Below are 12,649 nucleotides of genomic sequence, written 5' to 3' on the forward strand. Positions count from 1 at the left end.
CCCGCCCTGCCCGCTCCCGAGAGCACCGCTGCCGACGCGGCCGCCCTCCTTCGCGAACGTCGAGTAGACGTCGGTCATCGTCATGTCAGAAGTCCCAGCCGTCGTCTTCGGGCTCGTCCTTGACCGGCTCGGGGGAGGCGAACGACTCGCCGACCATGCCCGCGGTGAGCGTGGTGCCGTCGGCGGGGTCGATCAGGATGAACGAGCCGGTGCGCCGCGAGTCCGCGTAGGAGTCGACCGGCAGCGGCTCGGCGGTACGGATCTTCACCCGGCCGATGTCGTTGGCGACGAGCTGTCCCGGGTGCGGGTGCAGGGACAGGTCGTCGAGCGTGAGACGGGACGGGATGTCCTTGACGACCGCCTTGACCGTGCGGGTGCCGTGCTTGAGCAGCACCCGGTGCCCGACGGTCAGCGGCTGGTCGGCCACGTGGCAGACGGTCGCCTCGACGTCCTGGGTGGTCGCCGGGGCGTCCTTGGTCGGGACGAGCAGGTCGCCGCGCGAGACGTCGATGTCGTCCGTGAGCAGGATGGTCACCGACTGGGTGGTCCACGCCGCGTCGACCGGCTCACCAAGGAGGTCGATGCCGGAGATCGTCGTGGTACGGCCGGACGGCAGGACCGTGACCGCCTCGCCGACGTGGAACGTGCCGGCCGCGATCTGGCCGGCGTAGCCCCGGTAGTCCGGGTGCTCGGCGGTCTGCGGGCGGATCACGTACTGCACGGGCAGCCGGGCGTGGCAGTGCGCCAGGTCGTGGCTGACCGGGACGGTCTCCAGGTGCTCCAGGACGGTCGGGCCGCCGTACCAGTCCATGCTCGCGGACGGCTCCACGACGTTGTCGCCGACGAGCGCCGAGATCGGGATCGCGGTGACCTCGGGAACGCCCAGCTCGGTCGCGTACGCCGTGAACTCCTCGGCGATCCCCGCGAAGATCGGCTCCTGGTAGTCGACCAGGTCCATCTTGTTGACCGCGAGGACGACGTGCGGGACCCGGAGCAGGGCCGCGATCGCGGCATGGCGGCGGGTCTGCTCGACGACGCCGTTGCGGGCGTCGACCAGGATCACGGTCAGCTCGGCGGTGGAGGCGCCGGTGACCATGTTGCGGGTGTACTGCACGTGGCCGGGGGTGTCGGCGAGGATGAACCGGCGCTTCGGGGTGGCGAAGTAGCGGTAGGCCACGTCGATGGTGATGCCCTGTTCCCGCTCGGCGCGCAGGCCGTCGGTGAGCAGAGCGAGGTCGGGGGTGTCCTGACCGCGGCTGGCCGAGGCGCGTTCGACGGCTTCCAGCTGGTCGGTGAGGACCGACTTGGAGTCGTGCAGCAGCCGTCCGACCAGGGTGGACTTGCCGTCGTCGACGGAGCCGGCGGTCGCGAACCGCAGCAGGGTCGTCTCGGCGAGGCCGAGTTCCGTGGTGCTGGTGCTCATGGCTAGAAGTACCCCTCGCGCTTGCGGTCTTCCATCGCGGCCTCGGAGAGCTTGTCGTCGGCCCGGGTGGCGCCGCGCTCGGTGAGCCGGGAGGCGGCGATCTCGGTGATCACCTTCTCGATGCTGTCGGCGCCGGAGTCCACCGCGCCGGTGCAGGACATGTCACCGACGGTCCGGTAGCGCACCTGCCGCTTCTCGACGGTCTCGGCGCCCTTCGGGCCGCCCCACTCGCCGGCGGTCAGCCACATCCCGCCGCGCTGGAAGACCTCGCGCTCGTGGGCGAAGTAGATCTGCGGCAGATCGATGCCCTCGCGGGCGATGTACTGCCAGACGTCGAGCTCGGTCCAGTTGGAGAGGGGGAAGACGCGGACGTGTTCGCCGGGGGCGTGCCGGCCGTTGTAGAGGTTCCACAGCTCGGGGCGCTGGCGGCGGGGGTCCCACTGGGAGAACTCGTCGCGCAGGGAGAACACGCGTTCCTTGGCGCGGGCCTTCTCCTCGTCGCGGCGGCCGCCGCCGAAGACGGCGTCGAACTTCTCGCTCTGGATCTTCTCCGTGAGCGGCAGCGTCTGGAGCGGGTTGCGGACGCCGTCGGGCCGCTCGCGGAGCACACCGCGGTCGATGTAGTCCTGTACGGAGGCCACGTGGAGGCGCAGTCCGTGCCGCTCGACCGTGCGGTCCCGGTATTCGAGGACCTCGGGGAAGTTGTGTCCGGTGTCCACGTGCAGCAGGGAGAAGGGGATCGCGGCGGGGGCGAAGGCCTTCAGGGCGAGGTGCAGCATGACGATGGAGTCCTTGCCGCCGGAGAAGAGGATCACCGGCCGTTCGAACTCGCCCGCCACCTCGCGGAAGATGTGGACCGCCTCGGACTCCAGCGCGTCCAGATGCGACAGGGCGTACGGGGTGCCGGTGCCCTCGCCGTGAGCCGCCACAGTCGTCGTCATGCCAGTCCCTTCCCGCTCAGCAGGGCGTACACGGACGCCGCGGACTCCTGCACGCTCTGGTGCTGCGACTCGATCCGCAGATCGGGCGTATCGGGCTCCTCGTAGGGGTCGTCGACGCCGGTCAGCCCGGACAGCTCACCCGCGGCCTGCTTGGCGTACAGACCCTTCACATCGCGTACGGAGCACACCTCGACCGGCGTCGCCACGTGCACCTCCACATACGCGGTGCCGTTCTCCGCGTGGCGCTTGCGCACCGCGTCACGGCTGTCGGCGTAGGGGGCGATCACCGGGACGAGCGCCTTGACGCCGTTGCGGGCCAGCAGCTCGGCGACGAAGCCGATGCGCTGCACGTTGGTGTGCCGGTCCTCGCGGCTGAAGCCGAGGCCCGCGGAGATGAACTCGCGGATCTCGTCGCCGTCGAGCACCTCGACGAGGTGGCCCTCCTCGCGCAGCCGGCCGGCCAGCTCGTGCGCGATGGTGGTCTTGCCGGCACTCGGCAGACCCGTGAGCCAGACGGTGGCTCCGGTCGTCACGTTGTTCTCCTGGTTCGTCGAAAGCCCGATGGTCGTCATCCGTGCAGTCCGCACTCGGTCTTGGCCCGCCCGGCCCAGCGGCCGGCGCGCGCGTCCTCGCCCTCCAGCACCCGGCGGGTGCAGGGGGCGCAGCCGACGGAGGCGTAGCCGTCCATCAGCAGGGGGTTGGTCAGTACCCCGTGTTCGGCGACGTAGGCGTCCACGTCGTCCTGGGTCCAGCGGGCGATCGGGGAGATCTTGACCTTCTGCCGCTTCTCGTCCCAGCCGACGACCGGGGTGTCGGCCCGGGTCTCGGACTCGTCGCGGCGCAGCCCGGTCGCCCAGGCGGTGTAGTTCTTCAGGCCCCGCTCCAGGGGCAGCACCTTGCGGAGCCTGCAGCACAGGTCGGGGTCGCGGTCGTGCAGCCGGGGGCCGTACTCCGCGTCCTGCTCGGCGACCGTCTGGCGCGGGGTGAGGGTGATGACGTTGACGTCCATCACGGCCTCGACCGCGTCCCGGGTGCCGATGGTCTCCGGGAAGTGGTAGCCGGTGTCGAGGAAGACGACGTCGACGCCCTTCTGGACGCGGGACGCCAGATGGGCCACCACCGCGTCCTCCATGGAGGAGGTCACGCAGAAGCCCTTGCCGAAGGTGTCCACCGCCCACTGGAGGATCTCCAGGGCGGAGGCGTCTTCGAGATCGCGGCCGGCCTGCTCGGCCAGCGCCTTCAACTCCTCGGTGGTTCGCTCTTCCTGAGCGGTGGTCATATCTGTTCCCCTCCAGCTTCGGAGTGCTTCAGCCCCCGGGCGAGCAGCCCGAGGAACTTCAGCTGGAATGCGCGGTTGCAGGCCGCGCATTCCCAGGCGCCGTGACTCTCGTCGCTGGGACGCAGGTCCTCGTCCCCGCAGTAGGGGCAGTAGAAGGGGGCGGCCCGCTCGCTCATGACAGGGCCTCCTCGTCGGCGCGGGCGGCCCAGGCGGCGAACCGCTCGCCGTCCGCGCGCTCCGCCTGGAAGCGCCTGAGCACCCGCTCGACGTAGTCCGGCAGCTCGTCCGCGGTCACCTTGAGACCACGCACCTTGCGGCCGAACCCGGCCTCCAGGCCGAGCGCGCCGCCCAGGTGCACCTGGTAGCCCTCGACCTGCTCGCCCTCGTCGTTCAGGACCAGCTGGCCCTTGAGGCCGATGTCCGCGACCTGGATACGGGCGCAGGCGTTCGGGCAGCCGTTGAGGTTGATGGTGAGCGGCTCGTCGAACTCGGGCAGCCGGCGCTCCAGCTCGTCGATGAGCGAGCTGCCGCGCTGCTTGGTCTCGACGATGGCGAGCTTGCAGTACTCGATGCCGGTGCAGGCCATGGTGCCGCGCCGGAACGTGGACGGCTTGGCGGTCAGGTCCAGCGCCTGCAGGGCCTCGACCAGCGACTCGACCTGCGCCTCCACGACATCGAGGATGATCATCTTCTGTTCGACGGTGGTCCGCACCCGGCCCGAGCCGTGCGCCTCGGCGAGGTCCGCGATCTTCGCCAGGGTGGCTCCGTCCACGCGGCCGACGCGCGGGGCGAACCCGACGTAGAAGTTGCCGTCCTGCTGCCGGTGCACACCGACGTGGTCGCGCCAGCGCTGGACCGGCTCGCCGGGGGCGGGGCCGTCGACGAGCGGACGCTTGAGGTACTCGTCCTCCAGCACCTGGCGGAACTTCTCCGGGCCCCAGTCGGCGACCAGGAACTTCAGACGGGCGCGGGTGCGCAGCCGCCGGTAGCCGTAGTCACGGAAGATGCCGACCACGCCGGCCCAGACCTCCGGGACCTCGTTCAACGGCACCCAGGCGCCGAGCCGGACGCCGATCTTCGGGTTGGTGGACAGGCCGCCGCCCACCCACAGGTCGAAGCCGGGACCGTGCTCGGGGTGCTCGACGCCGACGAACGCCACGTCGTTGATCTCGTGCACCACGTCCAGGAGCGGGGAGCCGGAGATCGCCGTCTTGAACTTGCGCGGCAGGTTGGAGAACTCCTTGCTGCCGATGTACCGCTCGTGGATCTCGTCGATCGCCCAGGTGCCGTCGATGATCTCGTCCTCGGCGATGCCGGCGACCGGCGAGCCGATCACGACACGCGGGCAGTCACCGCACGCCTCGGTGGTGGAGAGCCCGACCGCCTCAAGACGGTTCCAGATCTCGGGCACGTCCTCGATCCGGATCCAGTGCAGCTGGATGTTCTGCCGGTCGGTGATGTCCGCGCTGCCCCGCGCGAACTCCTGCGAGATCTCACCGATCACCCGCAGCTGCTGCGTGGTGAGCCGGCCGCCGTCGATCCGCACCCGCAGCATGAAGTACTTGTCGTCCAGCTCCTCCGGCTCCAGGACGGCCGTCTTGCCGCCGTCGATGCCGGGCTTGCGCTGGGTGTACAGACCCCACCAGCGCATCCGTCCGCGCAGGTCGTTGGGGTCGATCGAGTCGAAGCCGCGCTTGGAGTAGATCGTCTCAATGCGTGTCCGCACATTGAGACCGTCGTCGTCCTTCTTGAACTGTTCGTTGCCGTTGAGCGGGGTGTAGTGACCCATAGCCCACTGCCCCTCGCCGCGGTGACGGCTCACCTTGCGGCGGGGCGCGGAGGCGGCAGGGTTCTGTGGGGTGGCGGCCATGGCGATATACGTCCTTCAGACAGCGGGGAAGCGGCTCTGACCTGCGCCTGCGGGCGCACGGGGGCATGTCTGCGCGGCACTGCGCAAGGGGAGGTCTGGACAGGGAGGCGCGGCGGTGCTGTGCTCTCAGCCCGCCGGACAGATGGCGCTGGACATGCGGCCGAGGTCGACGTGGAGCCGACTCACCAAGGCAATTCCAGTTCCAGACATGACGGAAGCGTGTCACGCGGATCTCCGGCCAGTCCACCATCGTCCGCGATTCGGACTAATCTATTCTGAATAATGAGACAGAGTGTTGTGGGTCACGCCCCGTTTCACGCGGTGGTGTGCGCCCCGGGCCACGGTCCGGGTGCCGAGACGTCCGGTTCCTCCGTGACCTTGGTGTCGAACAGCCGGAAACCCCGCCGCTGGTAGTTCGCCATCGCGTGCTCGCCGTCCAGACTGCACGTGTGCAGCCACACCCGCTTCGTCGGCGGCCGCACTGACCACCGCTCCGCCAGGTCCCAGGCGCGCGCGGCGCCGTACGAGAGCAGGTGACCGCCGATGCGGCGACCACGGAAGGCCGGGAGCAGACCGAAGTAGGCGATCTCCACGGCCCCGTCGTCCTGCGGGTCGAGCTCGACATAGCCCGCCGGGGTGCCCCGGTCGTACGCGACCCAGGTCTCCACGCCCGGCCGCGCCAGGTACTGCTGCCAGCGGGCGTGGCTCCAGCCCAGCCGGTCGGTCCAGCGGATGTCACCGCCGACCGAGGCGTAGAGGAAGCGGCTGAACTCGGGGGAGGGCACCTCGGCGCGGACGACCCCGCCCGTGTCGCCGTCCGGGGCGGCGGCGGGCAGGAGGTCGGCCGGGGAGGTCTGCTCCAGGGACCAGGTGGTCACGACGATGCTGCTCATGGGGCCAGGCAATCATCCCGGCCCCGGGCATGTCGACAGCCGCTATCCGAGCGACGCGTCGATCGAGCGCAGCGGGACCGAGAACAGCATGTGGTCCGTGACCGACCACACCTCGCCCGTGTCCGGCGCGTAGGACAGCGAGCCGGTGCCCTCGGCCCAGCAGCGGTGCGAGGCGTCCGAGCCGCAGTCGGCCGCCCGCGCGCCCTTGGCGTCCTGGCGCCACAGGCTGCCGTGCCCGTCCATGGCGCCGGGGAGGTGCCCGACGTACCACTCGGAGTCCGTCGCGCCCGGTGGCCGGTACGACAGGACACCCCGGATCTCCGAGGCCCCGGTCCGGTACGCCTCGACCGCGTCGGCCCGGCCGAAGGTGTCCGTGGCGAGCAGTCCGCCACGCTTGGGGTCGTCGTCGAACGCGTACCGCCACAGCCGGGCGTGCTGATCGCTGCCGGCAGGCGTCCACTCGCCGAGGACCAGGCTGTCCGGGGCCGTCCCCCGGTCCACCGAGAGCGCGCTCGGACAGGGCGCGCCGGTCCGGGAGCAGGCCCCGGCGGTGAAGCGGTACGAGCCCACGGCCGGCATCACGTACCGGAAGCCGTCGGCCGACCAGCCGCCGGGCACCCGGCCTATCGCCTCGGCCGGCACCGAGGTCCGCTGGATGCGGTTCAGGTCGTAGACGTAGAGCGCTTCGGCACTGCCCTGGACGGTGGTGACCAGGAGCTTGTCCTCGTACCAGGCCATGCCGGAGATCTGCGAGGTCAGGCCCCGGTAGGTGCTGCCGTCGGCGCTGGGCACGGTCAGCAGGACCCAGGAGTAGGAGGGGTGGGCGGGGGTGTTCGCGTTGATCACGGCGACCCGGGCCAGGCCCCGGGAGGCGGCGGGGCCGCTGCTGGTGCTGTGCGTCCAGCCGGCCAGGACGACGCGGTTGGCGCCCCACAGGCCGTCGTCGTCCGCCTCCGAGGAGGTGGTCACCGAGGCCGGCTGCCAGTCGTCGGTGAGGGTGTCGGTGGGGTCCCAGCAGTACGCCTCGGCGGCGGCCGGGGTGACCGGCAGCGAGTCCCGGTCGCCGGAGCCGCAGTCGGCCGCCTCACGCAGGGTGTGGTCGGCCTCGGCCAGGACGTCGGCGACCCCGACCGTGCCGCCCATCGCCGAGGCGAGCCGGTCCAGCGAGCGGCGCGGCACGAGGTGTTCCTGGAGTTGCAGCGGGGCGAAGTCGGACGCGGAGGTCAGGGGCTTCAGCGCGCCGGGGTCCTCGGCGACCGTGGCCTGCGAGGCGCTGACGATCGTGGCCGTCGCCGTGAGCGCCAGCGCGGTCCCGGCCAGGGCAGCGCGCAGGGCCGCACCCCGTCTGCGCCGCCGGTGTCTGCCGCGATGCTTCATGTGTCCTCCCAGGGCGGGCCAACTGCGCCTGATGGTCCGAGCGTTGACCAAGGAGCAGGTGGGGAGGCCCGTACTCGGATGCTACGGCAGCCGAAGGCGCCGTACCTCGAAGACTCCGCAAATATGCGGAAGATACCTCCTGGGATGCCCCGGATGCGTCGAATACGTTCGGAGGCGGGGGCGTTCAGCTGGGCCGGGGACCCGGCATCCGGCCCGCCGTCACGGCCGGGGCGGTCGAGTACGGCAGCAGGTCGCCGGGGTCGTCGGGGAGCAGCACCTCGATCTCGGCGTCCTCACGGAAGCGGTACGGCCGGTGTTCGAGAAGTGTCCCGAGATACCGCCGGATCCTGGACATCTCGGCGCGTACGGTCACGGTCCGTGAGGCGTCCCCGAAGATGTCCTCGGCCAGCCCGGCCGCACTGCGCCCGGCGCGCCGCACGGCCAGCAGATACAGCAACTCGGCATGCCGGGGACTGAGTTCACGGGACCACGAACCGGCGCCGCCGCCGACCGTCACCAAAGGGCGGCGCGGGCGGCCCAGGTCGAGCACGAGCCGGCCCCCGCCCACCGGCGCCGGCTCCTCCGCCGTCCGCAGCAGCCAGCCTCCGGCCAGCGGCTCCACCGCGCACAGCCCGAGGGCGGGCAGCCACCGGCGACCCGGCGACAGCGACTTGGGCAACGCGAGCCGCCGTGGATAGGGCATGCCGGTGACCGCCGCGGTCCAGCCGTCGGCGTCCACCACCAGCGCCCGGCCGCCGAGCCGGGCCAGCACCGGAGCCGCGACCGCCCGCAGCCGCTCCAGCGCGTCCAGATGCAGCTCCCGCAGCCGGGCCTCGGCGAGCTTCGCCACCGAGTTCACCCAGGCCAGGGTGGCCGGATGCATCGTCTCCAGCGGCCCGCTGACATCCACCACACCGAGCAGGCTGCCGTCCCGGGGGTCGGTGATCGGGGCGCCGGAACACGTCCAGGAGACGTGCGAGCGGACGAAGTGCTCGGCGGCGAACACCTGCACGGGTCTGCGTACCACCGCCGGGGTGCCGATCCCGTTGGTCCCGACGACGTCTTCGCGCCAGTCGGCGCCCAGTTCGAAGCCGAGCCCGTCCGCCTTGCGCAGCACCGGGGAGGATCCCTCCCGCCACAGCACCCGGCCGTCGGCATCGGCCACCACCATGATGTGCTGGGCGACGTCCGCGACCGAAAGCAGCCCCTCGCGCAGCACCGGCAGCACGTCTCTGAGCGGTGACTCCTCACGCCTGCGCCGCACTTCGTCGGCGGACAGCAGCCCCGAACGGAAGTCGTGGTCGGGATCGACGCCGCTGCGCAGCATCCGCCCCCAGGACTGTTCGATCACCGGACGGGGCGCGAGCCGCCCACGCTGTCCGGCGAGTCTGGCCTCGCGCACCTCGTTCAGTACCCGCGCCGCCTGCGCCGCGTCCTTCGCGGCGAGTCGCGCCACGTCCATCGGCGGGTTCCCCACTGAGGTCCTCCCGGATACGCCTCGAAAAAGGCATCGATGAGTCGCTGTCAAGCCGACCGGGCGGCGGTTTCCGGTCCGACTGCGCGTCTCATACTGCCGTTTTCCGGTGCCGGAGGCACACAGTCCGCACACAGTCACCGATATGTTGCAACCCCTTGCAACCCTGGTGAACGGGCCGGGGGTGGCCGAAACTTGAGCCGACGCCATGGCGTCAGTGGCCTGTACATGGGCCGAAGAGGTGGGGGTGGTGCCGTGTCGGCGCAGCACCACCCCTGCCGCCCGGTGGGAGCCGTTCGCAGCAGGGGGTGCGCTGCCAGGTGCGTTGGCGGCCGGCGGTTGTGTCGGGTTGCTCGCGCCCGCGCGGCGGTAGCCGCATATTCAATACAGCCCCGCGCCCCTTGGGAGTTGCAGTGAGCGTTCTCAGCAGGCTCGGGCCCGGTCCACAACCGCCGTGAGATCCAAGCCGCTCGGCAGCGTGCCGAAGGTCGAGCCCCAGTCGTTGCCGAGCCTCGATGCGCAGAAGGCGTCCGCCACCTCCGGTGGTGCGAAGCGGACAAGCAACGAGCCCTGGAGGACTGTCGCCAGCCGTTCCACCAGCCGCCTGGCCCGGGACTCCATGCCCTCCAGGTCGGCCAGTTCGGAGAAGAGGTCCTTGACCGCGCGGTCCAGGCGGTGGTCGGCGCCGTGGGCGCGGCCGATCTCCTGGAGGTAGGCGTCCAGTGCGCCCGGTTCGCGTTGCAGCGCGCGGAGCACGTCCAGGGCCTGGATGTTGCCGGCGCCCTCCCAGACCGAGTTGAGCGGGGACTCGCGGACCAGTCGGGGCAGGCCCGACTCCTCCACGTAGCCGTTGCCGCCCAGGCACTCGGCGGCCTCCACGACGAGCGGCGCGCAGCGCTTGGTCACCCAGTACTTGGCGGCCGGCAACGCCAGCCGCAGCAAGGCACGTTCGGACTCGCCGCCGTCGTCGTAGGCGGCGGCCAGGCGCAGTGCCAGGGTGGTCGCGGCCTCCGACTCGATCGCGAGGTCGGCCAGCACGTTGCGCATCAGCGGCTTGTCGGACAGCCGCCCGCCGAACGCCTCGCGGTGCGTGGCGTGGTGCACGGCCTGCGCCACCGCCTGCCGCATCAGCCCCGCCGAGCCCAGCACACAGTCGAGCCGGGTGGCGGCGACCATCTCGATGATGGTCCGCACCCCGCGCCCCTCCTCGCCCACGCGCCGCGCCCAGGTCCCGTCGAACTCGACCTCGGCGGACGCGTTCGACCGGTTGCCGAGCTTGTCCTTGAGCCGCTGGAGGAGGAAGACGTTGCGGGTGCCGTCCTCCAGCACCCGGGGGACGAGGAAACAGGTGAGCCCGGCGGGCGCCTGGGCCAGCACCAGGAAGCCGTCCGACATCGGCGCCGAGCAGAACCACTTGTGGCCGGTGAGGGCGTACGTGCCGGCCTCGGCGAGCGCCGCGGCGGTGGTCGCGTTCGCCCGGACGTCGCTGCCGCCCTGCTTCTCCGTCATGCCCATGCCGAACAGGGCGCCGGCCTTCCGGGCGGCGGGCCGCGGCTCACGGTCGTAGATCACCGAGGTCAGCAGTGGCTCCCACGCGGCGGCCAGCTCCGGATCGGCGCGCAGCACGGGCACCGCCGCGTTGGTCATCGACAGCGGACAGCAGTTGCCGGCCTCGACCTGGGTCCAGACCAGGAACGCGGCGGCGCGCCGGACGTGCCCGGACGGCCGTACCCAGCCGGTGGTCAGGCCCGCGCCGACGCCCTTGCCGAGCAGCCGGTGCCAGGCGGGATGGAACTCGACCTCGTCGATCCGGTGGCCGTAACGGTCGTGGGTGCGCAGTCTCGGTGGGTGCTCGTTCGCCTGCGCCCCCCACTCCTGGACCTGTGCCGAGCCGGCCGAGGAGCCGATCCCCGACAGCTCGGCGCGCACCTCGTCGAGCAGCTCCGGGCCGGTGTGCCGCTCGACGGCCTCGACCAGGGCCCGGTCGGCTCCGAACAGGTCGTACCCGACCAGTGGGGGCGGCTGGTTGGTCACGGTGTGCGTGCTGTTGCCTGCCATGTCTGCGAACCTACCCGGGGCGGTGGTGGTGGCCTCCAGCCTGACACAACGGCCCCGCTCAGCGCGTCCGCCCCGGGCGGAGCCCCGTGAGGTGAGGACGGCCCCGGGTGACGGATACCGTTAGGGCGTGCAGCCAGCAAGCGATACCCCCGAGCGGCCCTCCGGCCGGCTCCACCGGGCCAGAGCCCTCTACCGGAACGTCTCCAAGCGCAGGACGGCCTGGCTGCTGCTCAAGGACACCGTCAATTCCTGCATGGAGTACCGCATCCTCGGCCTCGCCGCCGAGGCCGCCTTCTTCACCCTGCTGTCCGTACCACCGCTGCTGCTCTCGCTCATCGGACTGCTCGGCTACGTCGACGACTGGACCGGCGCCCACACCATCGCCAGCCTGGAGGCCAACCTCCTGGAGGCCTCCCGCACCGTCCTGTCCGACAAGGGCGTCAAGGAGATCGCCGAGCCGATCCTGCACGACGTGATGAAGGGCGGCCGCCCCGACGTCATCTCCATCGGCTTCCTGTTCGCCCTGTGGTCGGGCTCCCGCGCGGTGAACGTCTTCATCGACACGATCACCGTGATGTACGGCCTGGACGGCGTCCGGGGCATCGTGAAGACCCGGATCGTCTCCTTCCTGCTCTTCATCGCCGCGCTGCTGATCGGCTCGGTCGCGCTGCCCCTCATGGTGGCCGGGCCGGACGCGGTGGTCGGGGTCGTGCCCTGGTCGGAGACGCTCGTCCAGGTCCTGTACTGGCCGGTCGTGATCGTCCTGTCCATCGTCTTCCTGACCACGCTGTACCACGTCTCCGTGCCGGTGCGCTCGCCGTGGATCGAGGACGTGCCCGGCGCTCTGGTCGCCCTGGCCATGTGGGTCCTCGGCAGCTTCCTGCTCCGCATCTACCTGACCAGCACCATCGAGGGCGCGACGATCTACGGCTCCCTCGCCGCGTCCGTCGCCGTGCTCCTGTGGATCGGCGTGTCGGCCTTCGCCGTGCTGGTCGGCGCCGCCGTGAACGCCGCGATCGACCGGGTCTGGCCGGCCGCCGCGACGGCCGCGGCGCGTGCCGCCAACGAGCGGCTGCGGGAGGCCCAGGTCGCCGAGTACGTGGCCCGCGCGGCCGCGGCCCGGGAGGCCGATCCCGGGGACCCCGACGACCCCGACATGCCGTCGGAGTTCCCGGAGCGCTGGTCCCGCTTCCTGCCGCCGGAGGACGTCACGGCGAGGCTGCGCGCGCATGTGAAGAGCAGCCATCCGCCCCATAAGCCGGAGGCTTGAGGGCCGACGCCGGGTTCGATGCGGGGGTTCGCGAGGGGGGCAGGGTGCGGGTTCGTCGTGGCTG

At 71.3% G+C, this 12,649-nt stretch carries 12 protein-coding genes; 1 reads left to right on the top strand and 11 read right to left on the bottom strand.

The genetic code is table 11. The annotated features are described in order from the left end of the window. Window positions 1-85: 85 nt before the first annotated feature. The 11 genes from OHB00_RS38545 to OHB00_RS38595 all read right to left on the bottom strand — a co-directional run bounded on the left by OHB00_RS38545 (window position 86) and on the right by OHB00_RS38595 (window position 11,315). Window positions 86-1,423 (bottom strand): sulfate adenylyltransferase subunit 1, encoded by a 1,338-nt coding sequence (locus OHB00_RS38545; protein WP_406441949.1) that lies wholly within the window; start codon window positions 1,421-1,423, stop codon window positions 86-88. Window positions 1,424-1,425: 2 nt separating this feature from the next. After that, complete coding sequence (gene cysD / locus OHB00_RS38550; RefSeq protein ID WP_406441951.1) at window positions 1,426-2,364, bottom strand: sulfate adenylyltransferase subunit CysD; 939 nt, start codon at window positions 2,362-2,364, stop codon at window positions 1,426-1,428. After that, the gene (gene cysC / locus OHB00_RS38555) at window positions 2,361-2,936 is read right to left on the bottom strand and encodes an adenylyl-sulfate kinase (protein ID WP_406441953.1); all 576 of its coding nucleotides are present in this window, start codon (window positions 2,934-2,936) and stop codon (window positions 2,361-2,363) included. Before cysC ends, cysD begins: the two co-directional genes overlap by 4 nt. Beyond that, window positions 2,933-3,643 (bottom strand): phosphoadenylyl-sulfate reductase, encoded by a 711-nt coding sequence (locus tag OHB00_RS38560; protein WP_406441955.1) that lies wholly within the window; start codon window positions 3,641-3,643, stop codon window positions 2,933-2,935. The genes cysC and OHB00_RS38560 overlap by 4 nt, the downstream gene beginning before the upstream one ends. Next, window positions 3,640-3,819: a hypothetical protein gene (locus OHB00_RS38565; RefSeq protein WP_406441956.1), complete on the bottom strand. Its 180-nt coding sequence runs from the start codon at window positions 3,817-3,819 to the stop codon at window positions 3,640-3,642. Before OHB00_RS38565 ends, OHB00_RS38560 begins: the two co-directional genes overlap by 4 nt. Next, a complete protein-coding gene (locus OHB00_RS38570; RefSeq protein ID WP_406441958.1) occupies window positions 3,816-5,513 on the bottom strand; it encodes a nitrite/sulfite reductase in 1,698 nt (565 codons plus the stop codon). Before OHB00_RS38570 ends, OHB00_RS38565 begins: the two co-directional genes overlap by 4 nt. Before the next feature lie 126 nt (window positions 5,514-5,639). Further along, window positions 5,640-5,723, bottom strand: coding sequence for a putative leader peptide (locus OHB00_RS38575; RefSeq protein WP_406446164.1), 84 nt, complete (start codon window positions 5,721-5,723; stop codon window positions 5,640-5,642). Between the two features lie 104 nt (window positions 5,724-5,827). Next, window positions 5,828-6,406 (bottom strand): GNAT family N-acetyltransferase, encoded by a 579-nt coding sequence (locus tag OHB00_RS38580; protein ID WP_406441959.1) that lies wholly within the window; start codon window positions 6,404-6,406, stop codon window positions 5,828-5,830. Between the two features lie 42 nt (window positions 6,407-6,448). After that, on the bottom strand, window positions 6,449-7,783 hold the full coding sequence (locus OHB00_RS38585; RefSeq protein ID WP_406441961.1) for a hypothetical protein: 1,335 nt from the start codon (window positions 7,781-7,783) through the stop codon (window positions 6,449-6,451). A gap of 184 nt (window positions 7,784-7,967) precedes the next feature. Then, window positions 7,968-9,245, bottom strand: coding sequence for a GAF domain-containing protein (locus tag OHB00_RS38590; protein WP_406441962.1), 1,278 nt, complete (start codon window positions 9,243-9,245; stop codon window positions 7,968-7,970). A 435-nt stretch (window positions 9,246-9,680) separates the two neighbouring features. Next, window positions 9,681-11,315 carry an acyl-CoA dehydrogenase family protein gene (locus tag OHB00_RS38595; RefSeq protein ID WP_406441964.1) on the bottom strand — a complete coding sequence of 545 codons (1,635 nt, stop codon included), beginning with the start codon at window positions 11,313-11,315 and terminating at the stop codon, window positions 9,681-9,683. Between the two features lie 127 nt (window positions 11,316-11,442). Between OHB00_RS38595 and OHB00_RS38600 the strand changes: the two genes are divergently transcribed. Next, on the top strand, window positions 11,443-12,585 hold the full coding sequence (locus OHB00_RS38600) for a YihY/virulence factor BrkB family protein (RefSeq protein ID WP_406441966.1): 1,143 nt from the start codon (window positions 11,443-11,445) through the stop codon (window positions 12,583-12,585). Window positions 12,586-12,649: the final 64 nt, after the last annotated feature.

It is taken from the genome of Streptomyces sp. NBC_00631 (assembly GCF_045206895.1).
In the GTDB taxonomy this organism is placed as follows: domain Bacteria; phylum Actinomycetota; class Actinomycetes; order Streptomycetales; family Streptomycetaceae; genus Streptomyces.